This window comes from Vibrio sp. R78045 (assembly GCF_042466085.1).
In the GTDB taxonomy this organism is placed as follows: Bacteria; Pseudomonadota; Gammaproteobacteria; order Enterobacterales; family Vibrionaceae; genus Vibrio; species Vibrio cyclitrophicus.
Genome location: NZ_JAXHBS010000013.1, coordinates 1,227,570 through 1,253,087, shown reverse-complemented (window position 1 = coordinate 1,253,087; position 25,518 = coordinate 1,227,570). Strand labels below are relative to the sequence as shown.

Sequence of the window (25,518 nt, the reverse complement as noted above, 5' to 3'; positions counted from 1 at the left end):
GAATAGGAACGCAGCAGAGCAACTTCGTCATTTGAGGTTGCTCTTCTTTTCTAACCTATTCAACGCCAAACCATCAACCCTTCACATCACTTCCCTACATGTTTCTTACCTAGCCCCATCAAGCGTCTATGCTTATACAATCGGTGCCATAAAGAGCCTTAATAAGCAGTTACACCGAGGCGAACATGGCAGTTCCCTTGCACTTCGTTAACGGCAGTTGGATTCGCCTATCGAAATTCACACCAATACCATTATGGTGATTAAGGTTATTAATGTGAGACTTACCTCAAGTTCCAAGTGAATTAATGTGGAAATCCACAATAGCGCGAACATCCAATTATGTCGAAAATGCGTGCATTACAACCAATAGCGACGCCTCATGATTAAGCTGAACATAAAAACTCAAACTCTAACGCTTTGCATCGCTGCTCTGGGAAGCCTTTCTTTATCCGGTTTTGCACAAGCAGCGCCTAATCCAATGCCAGAAGCCGCAGAAACCTGTAGCGGTTGCCACCAAGCCGACGGGAAAGGCATGCCTAACATCGCCCCTATGCTTGCAGGGCTCAATGCCGACTACCTCGAACATCAACTGGTCTTATTCTCAAGTGGCGAGCGTCAAAGCGCGATCATGAAAGGGATGGCGGATGGTGTGTCTGATCCTGCGATTCGTCGTGAAGTTGCCGAGTACTTCGCTTCGCTTCCTTCTTATGAATTCAGCGATTTAGAACAGCGCGGCTCACAAGCTGATATTGATAACCCTTATCGTAAACTGGTATTCCAAGGCGATTGGGACCGCAACATTCCAGCTTGTGCAACCTGTCATGGGCCAAGTGGTATGGGCGTAGATAAGTTCCCACGCCTAGCGAGCCAGCACGCCGACTACATTCAAACTCAGCTCAACGCTTGGAAAAACGGCACTCGCAAGGGTGATGATTTGAACATGATGGGCAATATCGCGGACAAGTTGACCGACGATGAGATCAAAAACCTGTCTTACTACTTCGCATCTTTCCGATACTAAAGGGCTCGCATGAAAACATTACTCTTAATTACCGCAACCCTTGCTTCTGGAATCGCTTACGCCGAAGGTGAGTTACCCGATCGCCAAACCGAACTGCCAGCTGTTGAGAAACCACAAGATAACAAGTATCTGGTGCCACGAGACTTGGTCGATATTCCTGCAGGGGAGTTTGGCGACAAAGTTAAACTGGGTTATTCACTGTTTGTCGATTCACAACAGATGCGCGGTACGTTCGTCGGCAATGAACAAAACTGTGTCAACTGCCACATGCAAGCGGGCATGAAGGCGAATGCAGCACCTCTATGGGGAGCGTATATGGCCTACCCTGCTTACCGTAAGAAAAACGACAAGGTAAACAGCTACGCAGAACGTATCCAAGGCTGTTTCACTTATTCAATGAATGGCCTGCCACCAGCAGTAGGCTCAAAAGAGATGGTCGCGCTCACGGCTTATTCATACTGGCTAGCGATGGGCGGCATCTTAGACAAGAACGGCATGCAAGACACGCCGGTTCCTGAGATCAGCGATGCCGATTTACAAGTCGGAGGAAAAGCAGATAGCTTCCCTCTTCCTGAAGAACTGCTAAGCAAATACCCAATCGATGACCGCAGCAAGTTGGCAGGTCGTGGCTACCCTAAGATTGATAACCCTGAACAAGAACCGTCGATAGCGCGTGGTGAAAAGGTTTACCAAACCAGCTGCCAAACCTGTCATGGTCAAAATGGCGAAGGCATTAAAGGGGCGGATGGCCGATCATACCTACCACCTCTTTGGGGCGAGAATTCGTTCAACTGGGGCGCAGGTATGCACCGAGTGAACACCGCCGCGTACTTCATCTACGAAAACATGCCGCTTGGAAAAAGCCAACAGCTGTCAATTCAGGATGCGTGGGATGTGGCAGCGTTTGTAAACAGTCATGAACGCCCACAAGACCCTCGATACAAAGGCGATGTTGCCGGCAATGCTAAGCGTTACCACAGCCACCAAGGTTACTATGGCAAAGAAGTCGACGGTCATGTACTGGGTTCAAAAGCCTACCCAAGTGGTAAAGAAGTGATTAATGATCACTAATTCGTTTTAAAGAGCAGTAACCGGCTTTCGTGAGTAGTCATGCCTTTCAGTGAGACCGGATAGTTGCTTACACCAGCTATAGCTAAGCTTTACATTGTAAATTGGTTACAACTGGACGAATAAAAAGGAGCCAAATTGTTTAACGATCTGGCTCCTTTTTTGTGTTTGAACGATTAGAAAAATAACTAACCTTGCTGCATCTTCTCCCAAATCGTCGGAGAGCCAATATAGTCTTGAACCGTAGTGATGAATTCTTTAACCAGCTTGGTCTGCTTACGGTGCGGATAAACGGCATAAATAGCCGTATCAGCAGTAGAGATTGGATAGTCTGGAAGTAAAGTGACCAAGCCAAGTTCTTTCATTGAGGCATACAAGTTTGATTGGTCGAGGAAGCCGTACCCTAGGCCATCTCTTACACAAGAGACCATGGTGCGAACATCACTCACCTTATAGTTGCCACGAATCGTTAGGCTTTGGAAAGTGTTGCCATGCGGCTCTTCACTGATACGCAGATGATCGACCGTCATATCGCCATTGGTATAAATTACAGCAGGTAACGCGAGCAAATCTTGTGGCGTTTTAGGTTCGCCATGCTGCTTCACAAAGTCGTTCGAGGCAACCAACATAAAGTTACTGTCGGCAATCTTCTTCGCAATCAAATTCGATTCAACAAGCTTGCTGAAGCGAAATGCGATATCAAACTGCCCTGCGATAATGTTGGCGATCTTGTCGTCCAATGACAGCACGATCTGAACATCCGGGTACTTTCTCATGAACTGCGTGATGATAGGTTGCAGATATTGCTGACCAAAATAGATCGGTGAAGTAATTCGCAGCACACCTTTGGGTTCAGACTGATAGGAATCAGCAATACCTTGGATCTGATTGATGGTATCTTTCAGCACATAGGTTTGCGCGAGAATATCTTCCCCTGCTGACGTCAGCGAGAACGAGCGCGTGGAACGGTTGAGCAGCTGAACACCTAGGTCTTGCTCAAGCTTTTTTATTTGTTTTGAGAGTGATGAGTTGTCCATATCATGCAAGGTTGCCGCTTTGGTAAACGACCCTTGTTGAACCACATCTAAGAACAATAACAACTGATTAGTACTGGGCACTGCGCCTCTCCTGAAATAAAACTCGACTAGCGTTCATCTTTGGGGGTATCCATCACAACCATGGTCGTAATGGATTGAACCTGAGCGCATTCCCCAAGCACATCGGCATGAAACTTCTTATAGCCCGGCAGATCTTTGGTTTCTACCCTCAGCAAATATTCGTTAGCACCGGTAATGTTGTGGCACTCCACCACTTCTTTTTCCATGCTGACATGCTGTTCAAATTCTAGCTGAGCCGATTTGCTGTGGCTCGATAAACCAATCGAAACATAAGCAATAAAGCCGACACCCATCAGGCCATTATCCAGAACCGCGCGGTAACCTTGAATGATACCTTTACGTTCGAGATCTTGTACTCGCCTTAGGGTCGCTGAAGCTGACAGGCCAATTCGTTCTGAAAGCTCGATGTTGGAGATTCTGCCGTCCAATTTAAGCTCTTGCAATATCCTTTCGTCAAATCTATCCATAGGTACTTATTATTGTGCATTTAGTGATAATAGAGGAAATAAAAGCACATAATTGCCTCACTTTCCACCTACTATGTTTCTCAACACGTGAAAGTCATGACCGGTCAGTCACTTCGTTCATTTTATTGCTGGAGAACCATTATGCCTTTAGAACAACTTAGCGCACTTGCCTTGTTTGCGTTTGTCTCGACGTTCACGCCGGGTCCAAATAACATCATGCTCATGACATCAGGTGCCAATGTTGGCTTTGCCCGTACTATTCCGCACATGCTTGGGATAGCTCTGGGATTTGCAGCCATGTTGTTGTTGGTTGGCTTCGGCTTAATGGGCATTTTCAACGCTTACCCTGTCTCTCACCAGATATTGAAATACCTAAGCCTGACTTACCTTGTGTACCTAGCAATTAAGATTGCATTGAGCGGCAAAGCAAAAAGCACCGAGGCTTATAAGCCCATGACCTTCATTGGCGCGGCAAGTTTTCAGTGGGTAAACCCGAAAGGTTGGTCAATGGCACTGACTGCGATTTCAGTGTACAGCAGTGGCAGTTCATGGTGGGAGCTTGCGATCATCGCGGCGATCTTTACGCTAGCCAACTTACCATCGGTGACCTTCTGGACGGCAGCAGGCAAACAGCTACAGCACTGGCTAACAACGCCGGTACGCATCAAAAGCTTTAATTACGGCATGGCGGGCTTACTGTTAGCCTCGACGATTCCGATGCTCTAATCAAATAACGTCCTATATTGTGATGGTTAGTACACGAGTACTAGCCATCATTGCCGTTAAAGATACCCAATAATCTCACTTAACCAACGACCAAATAACGCCTGCCCGCTCGGTGTTAACGTCCACACAAACGCTGCTACATTCATTGACACAGTCAGCCAATAAATCGCTCTGAACGGTTGTTTTTGCGTTTTATGACGCAGCTTATCTTGAGCGATTAACGCCCCTAGCCAACCACCAGCAACAGACAAAATGTGCAGGGTTTTCTCAGGCACACGCCAATTACCATTGATCGCTGCTCTCTTGTCCTTTGCGTATACAAAAAACGTCACCACACCGATAACTAAATACCACGCCAACAGCGCTTTCGAACTTTCTACAAACAACACAGACACCACCACCAACACCATATAGGTGATAGCGATTTGAATAGATGAAGACAACATCAACTCCTTTTGGGTAACAGCTCATATACTGTAGCAATTACGCCCTATAGATTTTGATAAGGATGAGCCGTTATTTACCACGATTGGTATAAATAAAACAGCAATTAGGTCAGCCTCCCAATTAAGAGAAAAGCCCTTCCATCCCTACATAACATGATGGAAGTTAAAGGAATTTTAAATATGTACAACCAAAAGTACGCCATCTACCAAGTTTTTACGCGTTTATTCGGCAATAAAAACACCCAGCATGTTCCATGGGGCACAATCGAGCAAAATGGCGTCGGCAAGTTCAATGACTTTACCGACAAAGCGCTATCGGAAATCCGCAAACTCGGCATTACGCATATTTGGTATACCGGAGTGCCACATCACGCCGTCATCAATGATTACAAACACATCGGGATTTCAGACAATCACCCGAGCGTAGTAAAGGGACGCGCAGGCTCACCTTATGCAGTCAAAGACTATTACTCAGTGAACCCAGACCTCGCTGAGAACCCTGAACGCCGTGTAGAAGAATTTGAGTCACTAATCAAAAGGAGCCACAACAACGGTTTAAAAGTGATCCTCGATATCGTACCGAATCACGTTGCGCGTCATTATCAAGGCTTAAATAACCCAGAGGGAGTCAGTGACTTTGGCGCTCAAGATGACACAACACTCGAATATCACCGAAATAACAACTTTTATTACATTCCCAACAGCTCCTTTGAACTGCCAGATATAGCTCCTGCCTTTACCCCGCTTGGTGGTGAACAGCACCCTAACCTACGCTCTCCGTTTATCGAAACGCCCGCCAAATGGACAGGTAACGGCTCTCGCTTAGACAAGCCCAATTTCGATGATTGGTATGAAACGGTGAAAATCAATTACGGCGTGCGCCCTGACGGCTCAAAAGATTTCCCTGAACTGCCAAGTGACTATGCTCAGAGAAATTACATGGATCATTTCCGCTTCTGGGAATCTGTTGATGTACCTAGCTCTTGGGTTAAATTCCGAGACATCGCCTTGTTCTGGTTAGAAAAAGGCGTTGATGGGTTTCGCTACGATATGGCAGAGATGGTGCCCGTCGAGTTCTGGAGTTACCTCAACTCATCGATAAAGATGGAAAACCAAGATGCCTTTTTAATGGCAGAGGTTTATCAGCCGGACTTGTACCGCGACTATATTCACCTAGGAAAAATGGACTACCTGTACGATAAAGTTGACCTTTATGACGGTCTAAAAGACATCATGCAAGGCAAGGCTTCAACGGCAATCATCCCCGATATCCAACATCAGATGATGGATATTGAACATCACATGCTGCATTTCTTGGATAACCATGATGAGCAACGCATCGCTTCCCCAGAGTTTGTTGGCAATCCACATATCGCAAAGCCTGCAATGCTCGTCAGCGCATTATTAAGCAGTTCACCGACCATGATCTATTTTGGACAAGAAGTTGGCGAACCGGGAGCGGAAGATGCAGGCTTTGGACAACCCTCACGTACCTCTATATTCGATTACATCAGAGTCCCACAACATCAAAAATGGATGAATCACGGTGCATTCGATGGCGGATTATTAAACGACAACGAAAAGCAACTACGTCACTTCTATCAGAAGGTAATGAACTTTTCCCTTGAGCACTCTTCAATAACTGGTGATTATCAAGACTTACACCAGAGTAACAACTTGAATGATTCCGTTTACGCATTCCTGCGCTATGACAACCAAGAGCTCACCATTGTTGCCGCAAACTTCAGCCAGGACGCCACTGAGAGTATTCACTTGAAGATTCCAAACGATGTTGTCCTAAAGCTCAAAATAACTGATGGTAATTACTTGCTAGATGAACATATTGAAGGCGTTCAACGGCAAAAATTCACCATTGAAAAGGGCATTGGTACTTTTAATATCGAATTAAAGCCGCTCGCATCTTTGGTTTGGGTATTATCGTTAGATGAATAACCTATCTATCAATATTAGTTTCCAAGCAACTATTACCTTTCTCGTTGATAATTAACTTAATTTCCGAGTTAAATTAACAGACTCTCAATTCGATACCTTCCTCACATTAATAAGGATGAGCTCTCATCCTTATTATCTACTCCTAGCATCTACGCCTTAGGTTATTAATATCGAATATATGAGCTATTGATCCAATTAATTTTACTTAAACTAAATACAAAGCGTGATACTGACACTAGGTTTCGTATTTTTACATATTAAAAATAACTTTACATATAGCCATCACAAATAGTTGGCCATCATTCGGACTAGGATATTCATCTTCATAAAAAGTGAAATATGGATATTAAACGTGAACAATATAAATATTAATAAAAACGCGACTCTACAAAGTACCTTTAACATGACCAAAAAGAGGAGCTTCAAACGCTCTACTTTGGCTAAAGCGATTTTACCTCTCTTCACGGCAACTTTGATCGCAGGTTGTGGCAGTGATAATGATAGCGACAACGGTGCAGAGGCTGGCAACAGTGGCTTGTACAAAGCGGGCGAAAACGAGGTTGTTATTTATTACAAACGTGATGTTGCAGCCGCGAGTACTTCTGGCTCAACCTACGACGGCTGGGGCCTTCATCTGTGGAACGGCGAAGGCTGCACCAGCACTGACCTCGTTGCCATGGGTCTCAGTGAAACTGGAACCGATTGGAACAGCCCTTACGAATACGAGGGTATCAGCGATACCTATGGTGCTTACTACGTGTTGAGAGTGAATCCGGACGCATCTGACCCGCACAAGTGTATGAACTTCATCCTACATAATGGCGATGAGAAAGCATTTGGTAGCGCCAATTCTAAAGTCGAGCTAGATAAACTTGGTGAATCCCAAGGCGTATTCGGTTTCCATGGCAGCAGTGAATTGTATTATGACCCGATTTCAGATCGCCCCGTCAATATCGATGGCCAAAAAGCGCATTGGTTGGACGCAGAGACCATCGCCTGGGAAGCCGCTGGTAACGCCGATTCTGTGAAACTGTTCTACGCACTCGATAACAGCATCACGATGAACGACGACAAAGAGATCGTGGGCGGCACTGCAATTGAACTAAGCAAAGATGGGGAATTGTCTTCTGAATTGAAAGAGCGTTTCCGCCACCTTGCAAGCTTACCTGCCCTTGCTATCGACGTTGACGACAACACATTACGCACCATCTTAAAATCTCAGATAATTTTTGTTGCCTATAATGCCAATGGCGATGTTATCTCTTCAACTGAGGTTCAAAAGCCAGGTGTGCTTGATGCGGTATTTGCAAGTGAAGATGCTGGTAATGCGATGGCTGAAGAACTAGGCGCTATTGTTGAAGGCAGTGCAGCGACCTTCAAACTATGGGCTCCTACTGCACAAGATGTTGAACTTGTTCTGTACAGCGAGGATCTGCAAAGTTCACAAGTGTTCCCAATGACGGAAAGCACTGAAACCGGTATTTGGGCAACTGACGCTGTATCTAATGCAGTCAACAGTTACTATCGTTACCAAGTGAAGGTTTACCATCCAACCACAGGTAACATTGAAACTCGCCTAGTAACCGACCCATACTCTCTCAGTTTGTCAAAAAACTCAGCATACTCTCAAGTGATTGACCTGAATGATTCAACCTTGAAACCTGCGAACTGGGACGACTACGAACGACCAACCGTAGAGAAAGACGAAGATCATGTACTTTACGAATCTCACCTTCGTGACTTCAGCTTCAGCGATAAGTTAGGTACAACGAACCTAAATGGAAAATACCTCGCGCTCACAGAAGGAGAGCGTGAGTCAGTCAAACATCTACAAGAATTGAAAGATGCGGGCTTAACCACGCTTCATATCTTACCAGCATTTGATATCGCCACCGTTGATGAAGATGCCGCGAGCCGTGTCGATATTACGGATACGGTCGGTAAACTGTGTGATGTAAAACCTGCTGCCGCTTTGTGTGGTAACGAAGACGAAAACAAAACCATTGAAGATGTACTCGATGGCTATGACCCTTCAACGGGTGACGCACAAGCATTAATGAATGACCTTCGCATGCTTGATAGCTTCAACTGGGGCTACGACCCATTCCATTACACGGTCCCAGAGGGCAGCTACGCGACCGATCCTAATGGTTCACAGCGTATTCTCGAATTCCGTCAAATGGTAAAAGCCACGCACGACATGGATCTTAAGCTGATCATGGACGTGGTATACAACCATACTAATGCATCTGGCGTAAACGATAAGTCAGTGCTAGATAAGATTGTCCCTGGGTACTACCACCGTCTTAACGTGAACACAGGTGGCGTAGAAAACTCAACCTGTTGTGATAACACCGCGACCGAAAACCTGATGATGGGTAAATTGATGGTCGACTCACTTAAAGTATGGGCTGACGACTATAAAGTGGATGGTTTCCGTTTTGACTTAATGGGCCACCAGCCAAAAGACGTGATGGTCGAAGCATTGCAAGAAGTGCGTAAGATCGATCCGAATACCTTGTTCTATGGAGAAGGTTGGGACTTTGGCGAAGTAGCAAACAATGCACGCTTCGACCAAGCAAACCAAATCAACATGGCAGGCACAGAAATAGGTACCTTCTCGGATCGTTTACGTGATGCAGTACGAGGCGGCAGCCCATTTGATGGTGGCGTCGATTCAGAAGGCAACCACCCGCTTCGCTTTAACCAAGGCTTTGGTAACGCAGCGATTGCCAACGAAGAAACCAAAGTTGATCAAGATTCAATCAATGGTCGTTTGCATAACCAAGACCTTGTTCGCTTAGGTATGGCAGGTAACCTCGCAGAATACGTGTTGATTGATTACAAAGGCGATACTAAGCTCGGCAAAAACGTTGACTACAACGGCGCGCCTGCTGGTTACACCAAAATGCCTTCAGAAAACATTTCTTACGTTTCAAAACACGATAACCAAACGCTTTGGGATAACAACGCTTACAAGATCGCGGCAGGTACTAGCTCAGCAGAGCGTGCTCGAATGCAGTCTGTATCGCTTTCTACCGTGATGTTAGGCCAAGGCATACCATTCATCCATATGGGTTCTGAACTACTTCGCTCTAAGTCTATGCAGCGTGATTCTTACGATTCAGGTGACTGGTACAACCGCGTCATGTTTGATGGTACTGACAACAACTGGAATGTTGGCTTACCACGTGAAGATAAAGATGGTGCTAACTGGGATTTGATCAAAACCATCATTGCTGACAGTACAGCTAAACCAGAAGAAGAAGACATTGCGCTGACTAAACAGCAATTCCTAGAACTACTTAAAATCCGTAGCTCAAGTGAGCTGTTCCGCTTAGACACAGCAGACGAAGTTATGAAGCGAGTCGACTTCCGTAACGTTGGCGAAGATCAAGTCGAAGGCCTGATTGTAATGTCTATCGATGACGGCGTGTCTGCGGGCGAAGATCTTGACCCAGCCAATGATGCGATTGTGGCAGTTGTAAACTCAACCAATGAATCTCAATCGTTCAAAATCACAGGTGCGAAAGGCTTTACACTTCACGGCGTTCAACAAAACTCCGCTGATAACACAGTGAAAGGCGCAAGCTTTGCCGCTGAAACCTTCACGGTACCTGCATTAACCACCGCTGTATTTGTACAAGTACAAGGTGACGCACAAGGTGTCGGTCTGCCAGTTGATAACTCTGATAAAGATGTGTCTAGCATTCCTCCATACGGTCAAACAACGGTTTACGTTCGTGGTGACATGAATGGATGGGGTGCAGCTGATAATTGGGCGATGAGCTTTGTTGCTAATGGGATTTACTCTGTAACAGCTACTTTAGAAGCGGGGGACTATGGCTTCAAGTTTGCCGATGCTGACTGGAAAACACCTAACTTCGGTTGTGATTCAGTTGAACTTGCTGATGGTTCAATCGACCTTGGTACTGATGGTAACTGCCAATTAAGCGTAGCAGAAGCTGGCGACTACACATTCACTCTAAATGCGATTCATGAGTTGGATGACAGCGTTGAAAAAGCGGTCGTTTCAGTAACCAAGAACTAAGTCTTAAAGCATAGAATTCTAATAACAAATAATAAAACCAGCGAAAGCTAGCCTTTGGGAGACGTCAGTCTCCCTTTTTTTGTGCTAAATAAACTCCAATCCAAATGAACCACACGATTCTTACTATCCTTACATCGATCGATGCTCTTTGATGAAACGATGCACAAACTGTCTTGGGTCTTGGGTCTTGGGTCTTGGCAGGCCCAATAGCGACTATGCCTAAAACCACAAGCATGATTGGAGATCCTAATGACTTATCGGTACTAAGATAAGTAAAGACCTGGTTATTAACTTATGAGGTTCAAAAATAATATAACGAGAGTCAATAGATAGTGTTATTCGATAGAGCATCGATAATTTAGCGTAAATAGCTTTAGCGTAAATAATTATGGCTACTATTGCTTTCAGCTATTTGGCAATGGGTAACAATGGCTGTTTTAGCCACTCTATCTAGCTTGGTTATTTCGGTCACCTCTCTCACCAAATTTATTTTCCACTCAAATTATATTTATCTAAAGCAATAAAAAAGGACCCAAACGGGGTCCCTTATTCTCATGTCATTCAGTATTTACAAACTGTTGAATTACTTTTTATTGACAGCTTTTACAAATACTTCTTGCGCGCCTTCAATACCTAATGCTTTTGCTTCATCTAATAAGCTAAGAGCTTTAGGAATATTGTCTTCAGTTACAGCTGTTTGAATCGCATTGTGATAGTAGGTTTGCGTTTCAGGTTGAATAGTATCGATTTTAGCAACAGCAGGTTTAGCATTAGATTCACTGTTTGATGAACCAATTGAGAAGAAGCTCGCTTTATCGATTGTAACTTCTATCTTACCAACGTTAGCATTTGGAATCGGGATATCTTTCACTTCAGGTAAATAATTACCACGGCCTTCCGCGTCCAAACGAGCAGGGTGGATCACATCAGTAAAGCCACCAAGATCGTTTTGATCTGTGTAGATAACTAAATAAACTGATTTTGCTGTTGTCGGTGGGTAAAAATCGTTCTCAGTAACGAGACGGTTCCCCAAGTGCAATCTTGGTTTCGCGTATTCGAAGCTATCTTTACCATAACGCTCTAGCTCACGACCATTTTCGTCATAGATGACCGCATTTGGAACAAAGGCAGTATCACCGATAATGCTCGTGATATTAATTGAATACTCACCGCGGTCTGCAGGCAATTCAATCGCTACTACAGGGCTGTTTATGCCTTGATAGTTTAATACTTGGCTATTTGGTGTCACGTCAAAAATTGCCGAGCTTGGTAGCTTCATAGGAGCAAATTGAAGACCAGTAATCGAGTTAACTTGTTCAGCTTGTGCAACTTGCACTTGTTCGACTACTTGTGCTGATTGGCAACCGGCCAATGCTACACAGCCACTCAACATCAGAGCTTTGAAATACATAACCCTTCCTTTTTTATTTTTTTAAGAAATTTACTAACTTTAATTACCACAAAGAGAACTATTCACCTAGGGAACGATCAACTTAATCGTACATTCCTTAAAAAAATAGCCGACGCAAGCCGGCTATGAATTAGGACAGTTTAGGATTTTAAGCTAAGTGGCTTACCACCAAGCTTCAACTTGGATACCAACAACGAAATCGTTGTCTGCGCCTTGGCCGGTAACAACACCGTTTTCATCTTTAACTTCACCGAATGAATCGTTTTCTAGATCCATCAGGTAGCTACCGTATACGCGAATTTCAGGACGAGCCCAGAAGCTGTCGCCCATTGCCCATGCTTGAGCAACAGTAAATTTAGCGCCGCCAAAGTCAACGTTGTCTACTTCACCAGCGTTATAGCCAGCTTCGAAGATAGTGCGCATTGTGTCGTTCCACTTATACATTGGACGAGCCACGATAGAGTATTGGCTTGAATCATGCTTATCAGTACCTAGGTCTGAACCTGCTAGGTATGCAAGTTGGTGACCCATTTCCCAAGATTCGCCTAGGTTCATTACACCCCAGTTAAGAATACGGTAACCAAAACCATCGTCTTGAGCACCAGAGCGATCATAGTACGCACCTGAACCCCAGAAATTAGCCATTTGAACGCCGTAACCAGCAGTACCTAGCTGAACAACTGTTTGGTTGAAACCATTGCTCATGTTTTGGTGGATAATACCTGTAGCAAGTAGACCATCATCACCATCGTATTTGCCATTCTTGTTTTCAGTACCGAAGTTGTAAACAACTCCAAGCTCTAAACTAGCATCTTCCCATAGCCCGATATTTGCTAGGCGAGCATCAGCCATGTAACCAGCACCATTATCATCTTCGCCATCTTGAATAATCGCTAAAGAAAGTTTTTGGTTACCAACTGAAATATTTTCAATACCGCCACCAGTACCTGATGTATTTAGGAAGTAGAAGTCAGTAATATGAATATCTTTACGTTGGTAGTATGTTTTACCAGCCCAAAGAGTCGCTTCTTCATCGAAAGATAGAACGCCTTTTGCTTTAACAGCGAACTGAGCGACGTTAAAGTCACCGTCTTCCCAGCCATTTGCGCCATCAGCACCAGAAGCGATCATTGATTCTAAACGCCAGGTTTGCTCACCAGTTTTTAGTTCTTCAGCTAAGCCAAACTCAGAATAGTTGTCGTTTTCATTACCTAGACGGCCAATACCATTCTTCATGAATGAAACGTCACCACCATCATTTCCGCTAATACCAGTACCAGCACGCATGTAGCCATTAAAATCTACAGCGAACGCAGAGCCAGCAGCTAACGTAGTTGCCACTGCAGCAGCAATCAAACTTACTTTTTTCATTCTTAACTCCATTAAGGACGATTTATTTTAGGTTTTTATATTTTTGCTCTCTTGCGGCAACCAAAGGCAGTAATGGTAGTCGTAAGATAGAGAGGTTTAGGGTTTCCCCTGATTCGTTTCAACGGGGTCAATATTAAGAGGGGATGACAAGTTTGACTTCCTCCGCCCCTAAGTTAATTAAGGGGGACTAGAGGGGAGTAGAAAATATACAGAATGGTGTTTTAAAGAGGTAGATCACTTAATATAGGAGGAGTAGACAGCACACAGATCTAATTATTCAACATAAGTGAGATCTAGCTCAAATATATAATTTGAACTTCATCGATGAATTATTTTTTTTACCGTAATTAATCTGTGAAGTTGCTTGACCTTATTGTGACAAAGCTTTTTACTTATAGTTCACTGATGTCGATAAACGAACAAGAAATCAAGCAATGACTAGAACGCTCGCTCGCCCTTATCCGCTAGGCGCAACGCTAGGTAACACTGGCTGTAACTTTTCTATTTTTTCTCCTGACTGTAAATCTCTATCTCTCGCGCTCTTTGATGAGAACGATGAATTCACCACTTACACGTTGGAAGATGAATACGCCGATATCAGATATGTGTTTATCGAAGGCATTAAAGCTGGACAAAAATACGGCTTCATTGCTGAAACTGACGATGGCCCAATCTTACTTTCAGACCCATACGCCAAATCAATCAGCGAACCGCTCGATTACGTCACTCCATATACCAATGAAAAAAGCTTTTCGATGGCGAAATGTGTTGTTGTCGATGATACCTTTGATTGGCAAGACGTCGAAAAGCCACGTATTAGCCGCGAAGAAACTGTTCTTTTTGAAACTCATGTAAAAGGCCTATCTAAACTTCATCCAGCGGTGGAGACTAACGCGAAAGGTCGTTATTTAGGGTTGATTAGCCCTGAAATGCTTGCGTTCTACAAACAGCAAAATATCAACTCTCTACAGCTTTTGCCCATTGCCGCATGCATGCATGAACCACACCTATTAGACATGGGTAAAGTGAACTATTGGGGTTACAACCCATACTTGTTTATGGTGCCTGACCCTCGCTACGCAGAGAAAGATGCCGTAAACGAGTTAAAGACTGCGATTCGCGAACTGCACCGCAATGGCATCGAAGTCATTCTAGACGTGGTGTACAACCACACAGCAGAGGGTGGGGAAGGCGGAACCACCTTCAACCTAAAAGCACTCGATAGCCGCTACTACATTAAACATGGCTGCCATTATGCGAATTTCACGGGTTGTGGAAACACAGTAGATCTCACCCACCAGCCCGCACTCAACTTAGTGATGGATACGCTTCGTTACTGGGTGAGTGAATTCAAAGTCGACGGCTTCCGTTTTGATTTGGCCGCGACGCTGGGACGTGAAGGCGATAATTACAACCCTGAAGCTGCTTTTTTCAAAGCCGTTGCTCAAGATCCTGTGCTCAAAGAGACCAAGTTGATTGCAGAACCGTGGGATATTGGCCCTAACGGTTATCAAGTAGGTAACTTTCCACTAGGCTGGAATGAATGTAACGACAAACTGCGTGATATCACACGTAGCTTCTGGCGCGGTGATCAAGGCTATCTAAAAGAGTTTGCGACGCGCTTAATGGGATCTCGCGATATCTACAGCGCAGCACACTGGCCATATAGACTAACCGTAAACTACATCACGTATCACGACGGCTTCACAATGCAAGATCTTGTCTCTTACAAACACAAGCACAATGAAGATAACGGCGAGAACAACCGAGATGGACACGGTGATAACCGCTCTGATAACTACGGTGTTGAAGGGGAAACCGAAAACCTATTGGTTGTTGCCACACGCGAAAAACAGAAACGTAACTTCATGGCGAGTCTGTTGTTTGCCTTTGGCATTCCACATATTCTGACAGCTGATGTGTTATCTCACACTCAAAAAGGCAACAACAACGCTTACTGTCAAGATAGTGTAACTAGCTGGATTAACTGGGAAGATTCTGAGCGAAAAACTTATTTCAAGACTTGGTTAGCTGAAATGATCTCTGCACGTCAACAATATATGGTGCCTTTTATTAAGGCGTTCAGTGGAGAAAAACGCAACTCGAACCGCATCTTCTGGAGCCGTGTCGATGGCACACTCATGGAGCATGATGATTGGAACCGTTTAAGCTCTGTTGCGCTGCACTTAGGTATTGGCAAAGACGGTGACGAATTGATTTATTTGATAAACCAAACCAACGCACCCGCTCGATTCTCGTTACCGACTGATCGCGACCAAAACTGGGTCACCATTTGTGATACCAACTTACGGAATGTAAAACCAGGTCATGCAGAAGGTGAAATGCTGCTATCGCCGACTTCGATGGCAATTTTGCACTACTCGCCAGATAACACTGATTTGATTGAAGTAAACGCTAAGCTAGCTTAATAAAACGCCAAAAACCATAAAAGCCAGTTATATTTATAGCTGGTTTTTTTATTAGCTGAATATCACATAAATCATTCTTTTATATGGAATCATTTGCATTGATGTGATGGATGAAACTGTTTAGTATTGCCATACTATAAAAATGAATCTATAACGTCTTGGATATCATGGCTTTACCTAAAACACTTATTCGGCTTTTCAAACCATACATACTCTTACTAACCGGAGGAATGCTTTATTTAGCTATCGCTCAACTAGAGAAAGTAGAAACTACAGCAACTAACCAATCATCATCAAATATTCGTATCGCTAGTTCCACTATTCGCTCAAATATCGAAGCCGTTTTCGGCAAGCTTTACTTTCTTGAGACCAGTTTAGGCTTACCTAAGGCATCCAGCTTTGATGACAAAAAATTTCGCGAAATCAGTGATAATATCCTAAAAAGAACACCCAATTTCTCAGATATCGTTCGATACAAACCGCAATCTCAAAATTATATTTCCACTCGAGGTCTTCCACTTTCGAGCGAACAAATCGCCGTAATACAATGGCATTCAATAGACAACGTCGTTGAGGATTTCTACATTTCTTCCGTTTATCAAAAGCCTGATGGGCGTTGGGTATTTGCGGTAAAACACACGGTAGAAAGATTGAACGAGGAAATATGGATTGAATTTGACTTGTTGCACACCACGCAGGGTTTAAGAAGCCTTAAAACACTCAGCAATGGCTATGTTTTCGTTGTCGATCGAACAACTGAAAGACTGGTATTCCACCCAGATCCGAAACGTATTGGTTCTAAATCAATCAGCTATCATGCCGGTATCAGCAAGCAACTCTCACAAGGTGAAACTGGCGGGTTACACGAATACTACTACCAAGATAATTTTAAGATATCGGTTTTCGACGCTGACAACAGCTTAAATTGGGTTTTCATCGCGGGTACTGATCGCCACGACATATTAACCAGTTCACACCAATTTACGTTAACGGGCGTGGTGCTAGGCTCACTGCTTCTACTGTGGATTGGGGCAAACTATCTGGCTTACCGCTTAAATGTGTTGTTATCACGACTTAATAAAGTCGATGACCTCGCCAGCTTTAAGCGAGAGTTAAAATCGATACTGGATAGCTTTACGTACCATAAAGGCGTTCAGTTTTGCCTTTATCAGCCGGAAAATCATTCGTTTAGTACCATTGATTATCATGGGAACAAATCAACAGTACACTATGGTCAATCCCTTGCAGAGCGCTTTCCAGAAGACACCATGGTTTACCGAAACGGAAAGTACGCAGATCCATTGGCATGTAAACTCAAGATCCATCAACGTCATTACTGTATTCCTTTACACTCTCGCAAACAGTTGATTGCGATTCTCTATGTGAATGCGAGTTTGCCGATCAGCCAAAGTATTCTGCGTATGATCAGAGATTACACTGAAGTCTCTTTATCTAACTTGTTACTCAACCACCAATTGAGCCGCAAGGATCTGATGACGCAGCTAGATAACAAAAGTAGTTTCAATGTCGCATTAAAAAACTACGCAAGTGAGCCAGAGACCTATGTTGCTTTACTTGATATCGATAATTTTGACCACGTAAACCGCGCCTACGGTGAAGCGATTGGCGACAATATGATAAAGCTCACTGCAGAAACTCTACGTTCCTACTTCCCTAAACCAAGGAGCTTGTGCCTTGCTCGAGTTGGTGGGAAAGAGTTCGCCATCTTATTCAAAGCAAATGATGCTAAAGATGCCAAATTCCAATTGGATCAATGTCGAATTAGGATCTCAGAGAAAACTATCGCTACACCAGACATCACGCTTTCGTTAGGTGTTAGTGTAGGGTTTTCACGAATAGAAGGCGAAAGAGATTCAGCGTTAGCTTTAGCGGAACAGGCGAAACTTATCGCCCAACAACTCGGAAAGAACAGAGTAGAAGGCCATATAAGAGCAGTCGCAAAAGAATCTTAAAGAGCCTTGAAGTCACTCATTGTTTCAAGCATCGACTTCTTAAGCACCTAGGATTTATTTTCTAGGTGCTTTTGTTTTTATAGAAAGTCATTACAATGCGCCTTCGCCACGACAATACCCTATTCCTAACGACACGAACCTTATGAAGCTAAGTAACCGACTGCAAACACTCCATTCTCTTGTCAGCGATGATTACCAACACATTTGGGATTGTTGCTGTGATCATGGATTCTTGGGTGTTCAATTGTTGTCAGACAACAAAGCGCCTCTGATTCACTTTGTCGATATTGTTCCCTCTCTTATGCACGATCTTGAAGGCAAATTAACGCGTTACTTTCCTCAAGATAACAACGTTGAACAACACAAGCGGAGTCAGTGGAAAGTCTATTGTTTAGATGTCGCAGCCATTCCTCTGAATAAGCACACTGGCAAACACCTCGTTATTATTGCTGGTGTGGGTGGCGATCTGACTCAGAAGCTCGTCGACGACATTCATCACCAGCATCCAGACAAAGATATCGATTTTTTGCTTTGCCCAGTGCATCAGCAATTCGAACTAAGAAGCCATTTAAAAGCGCTCAAGTTCGGCCTTGTTGACGAAGTGTTGATTGAAGAGAACCGCCGTTACTACGAGATTTTATTGGTCAGTAACAACCAAGGCGAAAGCGAAAACATTCGACCACTTAGTGAGATATCAAACGTTGGTGACAAGATCTGGGCGCCAAGTTGTGAGCATCAGTTACAGATATCTCAGCAATACAAAGCCAAAACATTACAGCATTATTTACGCATTCATCAAGGCCAAGATCAGCAAGGTAAGCCTAGCGAAGTGAAGCACATCATTGATGCTTACCAAGCGATTTGACTGTAGTAAGTACTAACTCTATCGCTTACCTCTGATACAACCAATTCAATAAAAAAGCCGATAGTTCAATGAACTATCGGCTTTTTTGATGCTATTGGTTTAGTTTAAGCTTACTGCTCTTGTTTCTTATGAACCGCATCGGGCTCATCAAACGTTTCAACCTCACAGGGCGTATCAACCCCATAAACCGTATCAAGATAGTCGTCCTTCTCTTTCCACGTGTTATTCAACCAACTGTGGAAACGGCGTTTAAAGGCTTTATCTTCAAAGTAGTTACCGTTTACGTTCTCATCCATTGGGTGTAATTTAATACGCACGACCACCTTTTTCATCTTACCTTTCAGCATGTCTTCAAATGGAGAAGTCTGATTCTCTGGATAAGCCAAAGTAACATCGACAATACCATCTAAGATCGGACCCATTGCAGACAAAGCAAACGCCACACCACCAGTTTTCGGCTTTAGTAGGTGTCGATAAGGTGTCTTCACTGTCGATAATTTCTCATGGTTGGCACGGGTTCCTTCAACAAAATTCACCAATGTCGTCGGCGCCAACTTGAACTTAGTACACGCCTTGTTAATTGCGTCAAAATCATCATTGCGACGTTCAGGGTTACGAATCAGAAACTCACGTGAATGGCGTCTCATAAAAGGCATATCTAGACCCCAACATGCCAGTCCGACAAAAGGAACGTATAACAATTCATGCTTGAGGAAGAACTTAGTCATCGGCATCTTATCTTTCAAGATAGAAGACAAAATCACAATATCCGCCCAGCTCAGGTGATTAGACATCATCAAGTACCACTGCTTGGTTGAAATGTCCTCCCCCCTTCGACTTGCCATTCGATATCATTATTAACATTCAACATCCAAAGATTGAGCGAAGCCCAACACCAAAATGTGAAGTTAGCGAGACGAGTACATGACTTCTGCACAACAGGGATTGGAAGAATTAGTTTAATGAGGCCAAAGAAGCTTACGGTAAACGCAGTCATTGCAGTATTGATGGTCACGAACAACACGTTCAAGGCCATACGAAGATTATCAAGCATAAAACACGGCTATATTGAGATCGAAAGCCGCCATTATACGCATCTACAAATTATTCTCTTTAGTTATTGGTGGAATATCCTAAGGGTCGAACCACTCAACAGATCTCGGACATGGCTCACTTAACTCTCAGAACGCTAATAGAAACAAAAAAACACAATAGAGTCTTTTGGACACCAAAATAATCTAGTCTTTCTGACTCAATCAAACCTATATCCCACTAAAGAATTAGTACTGATAAGCATTCTCATTATTGGCATGGTACATGCAACTCCAAAAAGTAAGATAGTTGAGTATCCTTAATGAGATAGCTTCTCTACGTAAAGGTGATGATATGACAGATATTCCTCATGGTTTGGTAACCGGAAAAGTCCTACACAAGATAGAGTGGACCGATCAATTGTTCTCACTCCAAGTCAGTGCACCAGTTTCATCCTACCAAGCTGGTCAATTCACAAAGTTGGGGTTACGCAACAGTGAAGGTGAATTTGTTCGACGCGCTTATTCAATGGTGAATGCGCCAGAACATGCAAAAGGTCATCAACATCTGGAGTTTTTGATTGTTAAGGATCAAAACGGCCAGCTCTCTCCTCAACTCCATCAACTGAAGGTGGGTGATGATGTCTTTGTCGGCAAAGACCCTAGTGGATTTATGACATTGGATGAGATCCCAGAGATCGCAGACGATCTATGGATGCTATCGACAGGAACCGCGGTTGGTCCGTTTATCTCGATGCTCGAAAGCATGCAGATACAACAGCAGAAAGACGCAGGGTTAGGGCCAGAAAAGGGTAAATCGTTCAAAAACCTTGTGCTGATTCACGCAGTACGAACAGAGCAAGACCTGACTTATCGAGATCGTATCACTCAGCTTGTTCAACATTTTCAGGGGAAACTACAGTATGTGCCAATTATTTCTAGAGAATCAGTCACCGGAACATTGCGCGGACGAATCCCAAGCTTGTTACGTGGAGGCGACCTTGAGCGAGCCTCGTCTATCACTATCAACCAAAGACATAGTTTCTTCTATCTTTGCGGTAATCCCCAAATGGTTCGAGACACGAGCGAAGCACTGATCTCATTGGGATTACAAAAACACTTACGTAAAAAACCAGGTCAATTTAGTAGCGAAAACTACTGGTAATAAAGTTAACAAATATTGAGGGGCGATCGTGCACTTGATACGTCCATTACATAAAGTATGAAAGTCTGAGAGGTTTTATATGAGTCATTTACGCATTCCTTCACATTGGAAGATTCAACGTTCAACACCATTCTTCACTAAAGACAACGTGCCTGCCGCGTTAATCAGCCACCACAACACCGCAGAGGGTGTATTCGGTCAATTATGTGTTATGGAAGGTACGGTTACCTACCACGGTTTTGCAAACGCAGATGCGACAGAACCAGAAGTCACCGTGATCATCAATGCCGGACAATTTGCGACAAGCCCTCCGCAATATTGGCACCGTATTGAACTTAGTGACGATGCTCAGTTTAATATCAACTTCTGGTCAGAAAAAGAGACCAAGAAAATGTTTAATACCCGAAAATAAGATCAATTCAATCTGAATGAACTTATGAGCTAGCTACTTCGTAATATGGTTTTCAATGTTAAAAAAGCGAAGGTGAAATCTAATTAACCATAATAATTACAATGGCTAATGGTGATAGACAAGACAAAAAAACTCTAGCACACTGAATAAAGTTATTAATTTGAACCCGGTTTTAGATAATAAAATTTTGGGTCTTCACATTTTAGGTAAGAGAGGAAGCTATGCTCAACATTGCTTTTTTTAGCTCAAAGTCATACGACGAAAAATCATTCGAACTTGCGAAAGGTAAACTCGATGCTGAGTTTCATTTTCACGATTTTCGACTCACTACAACAACCGCAAAAATGGCGCACGACAACGAAGTTGTTTGTGCTTTTGTAAACGATGACCTGTCACGAGACGTGCTTAAAATTCTAGCGCAAGGTGGCACCAAACTGATTGCGATGCGTTGTGCAGGTTTTGATAAAGTCGATCTAGACGCAGCCAAAGAATTTGGTCTACAAGTGGTTCGCGTTCCTGCTTATTCACCAGAATCAGTAGCAGAACATACGGTCGGCATGATGATGTGTTTAAACCGCAAGCTGCACAAAGCGTATCAGCGTACTCGTGATGCAAACTTCTCTCTTGAGGGCTTGGTAGGCTTCAACTTCCACGGTAAAACTGTAGGTGTGATAGGCTCTGGAAAAATTGGCCTAGCGACCATGCGTATTCTGAAAGGTTTAGGCATGAACATCCTATGCTACGACCCATATCCGAATCCGTTGGCTGTCGAACTTGGGGCTAAATATGTTGAACTAGACGAGCTTTACCAAGAGTCTGATGTTATTTCTCTGCACTGCCCAATGAGCAAAGAAAACTACCATTTATTGGATGCGACTGCATTTGATAAAATGAAAGATGGCGTGATGATAGTCAACACAAGTCGTGGTGAATTGTTAGATTCAACAGCTGCAATCGAAGCGCTTAAACAGAGCAAGATTGGCGCGCTTGGCCTCGATGTTTACGACAACGAAAAAGAGTTGTTCTTCCAAGACAAATCGAACGATGTCATTGTGGATGATGTATTCCGCCGCCTGTCCGCTTGCCACAACGTACTGTTCACAGGTCACCAAGCTTTCTTGACTAAAGATGCGTTGTTCAACATTGCCAACACAACGCTCACCAGTGTTGATGCCTTCTTTACTGGTAACACCAGCGGTAATGAATTGGTCGAGTAATAGACTGGTTTAGTAACAGGCTGCTTTAATAAAATATTGTTTTAAAAATAGATTGTTTTCTAAAATATAAAGCCACGCTAGGTCTTAATGAATAGCGTGGCTTTTTAGCTTAGTCCATTATCGAAAACAGAACTAGACACAAAAGTGACAATCTTCAATATCCAAACCATACACGCCTTTTCGGATCGCGATATGCTCTTCCCCAGCTTGGATGCCCATCTCGTAACCTGCATCAAGTGTCACTTGATCCATGGTCAAACGCTTCACCGCGAAGGCTTCTGGCGGCGCAATCACTTTAATGGTCGCATCTTTGGGAGGGTTACGAATGAACTCCAAAGACTGGTTGTAGTTTTCGGCGCGCACAGCCATCGACTCAGCAATATTTGGGAATTTCTTTAACAGCTTTTTCAGCATCCACTGATACCTCTGCGGTTTCATTCGGTAGCTAAGAGGATGAGAAAGAATCACCGTAATGTCTCGTGCGCCGCGACGGTATGCTTCGCGAACCGGAATCGAATCCGCTACACCACCATCGGTATAACAACCACCCGAGAAACACGGTGTTTCGCGGTAAGCTATAGGTAAAGCTGTTGTTGCTTCAACCACATTAGAAAGGTTTTCTGGCTTGATATGATAGTAGTCTGCACTACCCGTATCGACATTTGTGACAGCTGCTATGAGTGGGAGGCTTGAAAACAGCTCACCACAATCGAGTGGATAACGTTGATTGGATTCGTTCCATAACCACTTCACGTCTACTAAGTTGCCACCTTTGGCAAAGCGCGCGGGGTTAAAAAACGTCTTATCGGTTGCCATCGTTGTAATAACATCATAACTACGCTTCGGTGCTTGAGATAAGTAACCCACCAAATTAGACACACCCGCAGATACGCCAATGGCAAAATCATAAGGACGGAAGTCGTCTTGCATAAAAGCATCCAACACTCCGGCAGCGAAAATACCTCTCATTGCTCCACCTTCAACGATTAATGCGCTTTTACTCATCTCAAACCCAACTACTTTATAAATTGATAGGGACAGAATAATCCGCTCAGGCTTAGAAATATAATGGGATAAATTGATAACTTCGATAGGCAAAAGCTATCAATTAAAATAGAAAAAAGCTGCTAGGTGTTCACCCAACAGCTTTTAAAGTTTAAGCATCTAAATCGAATTAGATTAAACCGTTACGAATTAAACTCGCTTACGTCGATTTCAAGCAGTTTACCAATACCTTCACCATATGCAGGGTCAGCTTTGTAACAGTGTCTTAAGTGACGTAGTTGAATCTCTTTTGGTACACCGCCTAAGTTACGAGCGGTATTATCAAACAGTATCGCTTGCTTCTCTGGTGTCATCAGACGGAATAGGTCACCGGGTTGCGAGAAGTAATCTTCATCTTCACGGTGATCCCAATGCGCTGCTGCGCCATCAAGATTCAATGCTGGTTCTGCAAAATCGGGTTGCTCTGCCCATTGGCCTTCATTGTTTGGTTCATAACCTAATGTGCTACCAAAGTTACCATCAACACGCATCGCACCATCACGGTGATAACTGTGTACAGGACAGCGAGGTGCGTTTACTGGGATATGCTGATGATTAACACCTAGACGGTACCGCTGTGCATCACCGTAAGCAAATAGGCGACCTTGAAGCATCTTATCTGGTGAGAAACTGATACCCGGAACTACGTTTGCTGGGTTGAACGCCGACTGCTCAACTTCTGCGAAGAAGTTTTGTGGATTACGGTTTAGCTCAAATTCGCCCACTTCAATTAATGGGTAATCAGCGTGAGGCCAAATCTTAGTTAAGTCGAATGGGTTGTAAGGAACCGTTGCCGCATCAGCTTCTGGCATAATTTGAACTTTCAACGTCCATTTCGGGAAATCTTGATTATCGATGCTGTCTAGCAAATCGCGTTGGTGGCTTTCACGATCATCACCGATCACTTGTGCCGCTTCTGCGTCAGACAAGTTCTTAATACCTTGCTGAGATTTGAAGTGGAATTTAACCCAGAAACGTTCGTTGTCAGCATTGATGAAGCTGAACGTGTGACTGCCGAAACCATGCATGTGGCGGTAAGTCGCAGGGATACCGCGATCACTCATCACGATAGTAATTTGGTGAAGTGCTTCAGGTAAAGAAGTCCAGAAATCCCAGTTGTTCTTCGCGCTGCGCATGTTAGTGCGAGGGTCACGTTTAACGGCGTGGTTTAAGTCTGGGAACTTAAGAGGATCACGAAGGAAGAATACTGGCGTGTTGTTACCCACCATATCCCAGTTACCTTCTTCAGTATAAAACTTCAACGCGAAACCGCGAATATCACGCTCCGCGTCCGCTGCGCCACGTTCGCCCGCTACCGTTGTAAATCGTGCAAACAGATCCGTCTTTTTACCAATTTCAGAGAATAGTTTAGCTTTGGTGTATTGAGTAATATCGTGAGTCACAGTGAAAGTGCCGTAAGCCCCTGAACCTTTCGCGTGCATACGACGCTCTGGAATCACCTCACGATCAAAATGCGCCATTTTTTCTAAAAACCAAACATCTTGAAGAAGTTGAGGACCGCGTTTACCCGCAGTTTGAACATTCTGGTTATGAGCAACAGGGCAACCCGCAGCTGTAGTTAATTTTTTACTCATCATCTATTCCTTATTACCTTTTAGATGCACCATCTTTGTTGCATCTTTACTTCTGAATGGTGGCTATTCATCACACAAAACCACGCAGTAATTAAGGATATAGAATACGCCTGGGCTAAAGTAAAATATAATCGTTTGTATTTATCGTTATCATG

Annotated in this window: 18 protein-coding genes and 1 pseudogene; 11 read left to right on the top strand and 8 right to left on the bottom strand. The window is 43.8% G+C overall.

What is annotated here, in order from left to right:
- Positions 1-379: 379 nt before the first annotated feature.
- Both SJY39_RS16155 and SJY39_RS16150 read left to right on the top strand, forming a co-directional pair.
- Positions 380-1,021: a c-type cytochrome gene (locus SJY39_RS16155; RefSeq protein ID WP_010431654.1), complete on the top strand. Its 642-nt coding sequence runs from the start codon at positions 380-382 to the stop codon at positions 1,019-1,021.
- A 9-nt stretch (positions 1,022-1,030) separates the two neighbouring features.
- A complete protein-coding gene (locus tag SJY39_RS16150; RefSeq protein WP_016767382.1) occupies positions 1,031-2,092 on the top strand; it encodes a c-type cytochrome in 1,062 nt (353 codons plus the stop codon).
- A gap of 185 nt (positions 2,093-2,277) precedes the next feature.
- Here SJY39_RS16150 and SJY39_RS16145 read toward each other — a convergent pair whose 3' ends face one another.
- A complete protein-coding gene (locus SJY39_RS16145) occupies positions 2,278-3,207 on the bottom strand; it encodes a LysR family transcriptional regulator (RefSeq protein WP_016767381.1) in 930 nt (309 codons plus the stop codon).
- Between the two features lie 26 nt (positions 3,208-3,233).
- Positions 3,234-3,674, bottom strand: a complete 441-nt coding sequence (locus SJY39_RS16140; protein ID WP_010431662.1) for an Lrp/AsnC family transcriptional regulator — start codon at positions 3,672-3,674, stop codon at positions 3,234-3,236.
- A gap of 141 nt (positions 3,675-3,815) precedes the next feature.
- Here SJY39_RS16140 and SJY39_RS16135 point away from each other — a divergent pair, with 141 nt between their 5' ends.
- On the top strand, positions 3,816-4,400 hold the full coding sequence (locus tag SJY39_RS16135; protein ID WP_010431665.1) for a LysE family translocator: 585 nt from the start codon (positions 3,816-3,818) through the stop codon (positions 4,398-4,400).
- A 56-nt stretch (positions 4,401-4,456) separates the two neighbouring features.
- On the opposite strand, the gene SJY39_RS16130 is transcribed toward SJY39_RS16135, so the two are convergent.
- The gene (locus SJY39_RS16130) at positions 4,457-4,846 is read right to left on the bottom strand and encodes a DUF1294 domain-containing protein (RefSeq protein WP_010431668.1); all 390 of its coding nucleotides are present in this window, start codon (positions 4,844-4,846) and stop codon (positions 4,457-4,459) included.
- Between the two features lie 180 nt (positions 4,847-5,026).
- Here SJY39_RS16130 and SJY39_RS16125 point away from each other — a divergent pair, with 180 nt between their 5' ends.
- A complete protein-coding gene (locus SJY39_RS16125; RefSeq protein WP_016767379.1) occupies positions 5,027-6,799 on the top strand; it encodes an alpha-amylase family protein in 1,773 nt (590 codons plus the stop codon).
- A 403-nt stretch (positions 6,800-7,202) separates the two neighbouring features.
- Complete coding sequence (gene pulA / locus SJY39_RS16120; RefSeq protein ID WP_016793225.1) at positions 7,203-10,850, top strand: pullulanase-type alpha-1,6-glucosidase; 3,648 nt, start codon at positions 7,203-7,205, stop codon at positions 10,848-10,850.
- A gap of 583 nt (positions 10,851-11,433) precedes the next feature.
- On the opposite strand, the gene SJY39_RS16115 is transcribed toward pulA, so the two are convergent.
- Positions 11,434-12,261 carry a MalM family protein gene (locus SJY39_RS16115; protein ID WP_010431676.1) on the bottom strand — a complete coding sequence of 276 codons (828 nt, stop codon included), beginning with the start codon at positions 12,259-12,261 and terminating at the stop codon, positions 11,434-11,436.
- Positions 12,262-12,423: 162 nt separating this feature from the next.
- Positions 12,424-13,632 carry a maltoporin LamB gene (gene lamB, locus SJY39_RS16110; protein ID WP_010431678.1) on the bottom strand — a complete coding sequence of 403 codons (1,209 nt, stop codon included), beginning with the start codon at positions 13,630-13,632 and terminating at the stop codon, positions 12,424-12,426.
- Positions 13,633-14,066: 434 nt separating this feature from the next.
- On the opposite strand from lamB, the gene glgX reads away from it, so the two are divergent.
- The 3 genes from glgX (at position 14,067) to SJY39_RS16095 (ending at position 18,899) form a co-directional block, all read left to right on the top strand.
- Positions 14,067-16,061 (top strand): glycogen debranching protein GlgX, encoded by a 1,995-nt coding sequence (gene glgX / locus SJY39_RS16105; protein WP_016793227.1) that lies wholly within the window; start codon positions 14,067-14,069, stop codon positions 16,059-16,061.
- 230 nt (positions 16,062-16,291) lie between these two features.
- Positions 16,292-18,034 (top strand): diguanylate cyclase domain-containing protein, encoded by a 1,743-nt coding sequence (locus SJY39_RS16100; protein WP_010431693.1) that lies wholly within the window; start codon positions 16,292-16,294, stop codon positions 18,032-18,034.
- 142 nt (positions 18,035-18,176) lie between these two features.
- Positions 18,177-18,899 (top strand): tRNA (adenine(22)-N(1))-methyltransferase TrmK, encoded by a 723-nt coding sequence (locus SJY39_RS16095; RefSeq protein WP_010431701.1) that lies wholly within the window; start codon positions 18,177-18,179, stop codon positions 18,897-18,899.
- Positions 18,900-19,009: 110 nt separating this feature from the next.
- Here the strand turns inward: SJY39_RS16095 and SJY39_RS16090 are convergent.
- Positions 19,010-19,953: pseudogene (locus SJY39_RS16090) on the bottom strand (acyltransferase).
- A gap of 332 nt (positions 19,954-20,285) precedes the next feature.
- Here SJY39_RS16090 and SJY39_RS16085 point away from each other — a divergent pair.
- The 3 genes from SJY39_RS16085 (at position 20,286) to SJY39_RS16075 (ending at position 22,724) form a co-directional block, all read left to right on the top strand.
- On the top strand, positions 20,286-21,095 hold the full coding sequence (locus SJY39_RS16085) for a ferredoxin--NADP reductase (protein ID WP_010431711.1): 810 nt from the start codon (positions 20,286-20,288) through the stop codon (positions 21,093-21,095).
- 79 nt (positions 21,096-21,174) lie between these two features.
- Positions 21,175-21,507 carry a DUF1971 domain-containing protein gene (locus SJY39_RS16080; protein ID WP_010431713.1) on the top strand — a complete coding sequence of 111 codons (333 nt, stop codon included), beginning with the start codon at positions 21,175-21,177 and terminating at the stop codon, positions 21,505-21,507.
- 221 nt (positions 21,508-21,728) lie between these two features.
- On the top strand, positions 21,729-22,724 hold the full coding sequence (locus tag SJY39_RS16075; protein ID WP_010431715.1) for a 2-hydroxyacid dehydrogenase: 996 nt from the start codon (positions 21,729-21,731) through the stop codon (positions 22,722-22,724).
- Between the two features lie 132 nt (positions 22,725-22,856).
- On the opposite strand, the gene SJY39_RS16070 is transcribed toward SJY39_RS16075, so the two are convergent.
- Together SJY39_RS16070 and SJY39_RS16065 are read right to left on the bottom strand one after the other, a co-directional pair.
- Complete coding sequence (locus tag SJY39_RS16070) at positions 22,857-23,729, bottom strand: patatin family protein (protein WP_010431719.1); 873 nt, start codon at positions 23,727-23,729, stop codon at positions 22,857-22,859.
- 182 nt (positions 23,730-23,911) lie between these two features.
- A complete protein-coding gene (locus tag SJY39_RS16065; protein ID WP_010431722.1) occupies positions 23,912-25,363 on the bottom strand; it encodes a catalase in 1,452 nt (483 codons plus the stop codon).
- Positions 25,364-25,518: the final 155 nt, after the last annotated feature.

Bases quoted from the DNA above. Each gene is read 5' to 3' on its own strand.
- SJY39_RS16155 (WP_010431654.1), top strand. From the start codon at position 380: ATGATTAAGCTGAACATAAAAACTCAAACTCTAACGCTTTGCATCGCT.
- SJY39_RS16150 (WP_016767382.1), top strand. From the start codon at position 1,031: ATGAAAACATTACTCTTAATTACCGCAACCCTTGCTTCTGGAATCGCT.
- SJY39_RS16140 (WP_010431662.1), bottom strand. From the start codon at position 3,674: ATGGATAGATTTGACGAAAGGATATTGCAAGAGCTTAAATTGGACGGC.
- SJY39_RS16135 (WP_010431665.1), top strand. From the start codon at position 3,816: ATGCCTTTAGAACAACTTAGCGCACTTGCCTTGTTTGCGTTTGTCTCG.
- SJY39_RS16130 (WP_010431668.1), bottom strand. From the start codon at position 4,846: ATGTTGTCTTCATCTATTCAAATCGCTATCACCTATATGGTGTTGGTG.
- SJY39_RS16125 (WP_016767379.1), top strand. From the start codon at position 5,027: ATGTACAACCAAAAGTACGCCATCTACCAAGTTTTTACGCGTTTATTC.
- pulA (WP_016793225.1), top strand. From the start codon at position 7,203: ATGACCAAAAAGAGGAGCTTCAAACGCTCTACTTTGGCTAAAGCGATT.
- SJY39_RS16115 (WP_010431676.1), bottom strand. From the start codon at position 12,261: ATGTATTTCAAAGCTCTGATGTTGAGTGGCTGTGTAGCATTGGCCGGT.
- lamB (WP_010431678.1), bottom strand. From the start codon at position 13,632: ATGAAAAAAGTAAGTTTGATTGCTGCTGCAGTGGCAACTACGTTAGCT.
- glgX (WP_016793227.1), top strand. From the start codon at position 14,067: ATGACTAGAACGCTCGCTCGCCCTTATCCGCTAGGCGCAACGCTAGGT.
- SJY39_RS16100 (WP_010431693.1), top strand. From the start codon at position 16,292: ATGCTTTATTTAGCTATCGCTCAACTAGAGAAAGTAGAAACTACAGCA.
- SJY39_RS16095 (WP_010431701.1), top strand. From the start codon at position 18,177: ATGAAGCTAAGTAACCGACTGCAAACACTCCATTCTCTTGTCAGCGAT.
- SJY39_RS16085 (WP_010431711.1), top strand. From the start codon at position 20,286: ATGACAGATATTCCTCATGGTTTGGTAACCGGAAAAGTCCTACACAAG.
- SJY39_RS16080 (WP_010431713.1), top strand. From the start codon at position 21,175: ATGAGTCATTTACGCATTCCTTCACATTGGAAGATTCAACGTTCAACA.
- SJY39_RS16075 (WP_010431715.1), top strand. From the start codon at position 21,729: ATGCTCAACATTGCTTTTTTTAGCTCAAAGTCATACGACGAAAAATCA.
- SJY39_RS16070 (WP_010431719.1), bottom strand. From the start codon at position 23,729: ATGAGTAAAAGCGCATTAATCGTTGAAGGTGGAGCAATGAGAGGTATT.
- SJY39_RS16065 (WP_010431722.1), bottom strand. From the start codon at position 25,363: ATGAGTAAAAAATTAACTACAGCTGCGGGTTGCCCTGTTGCTCATAAC.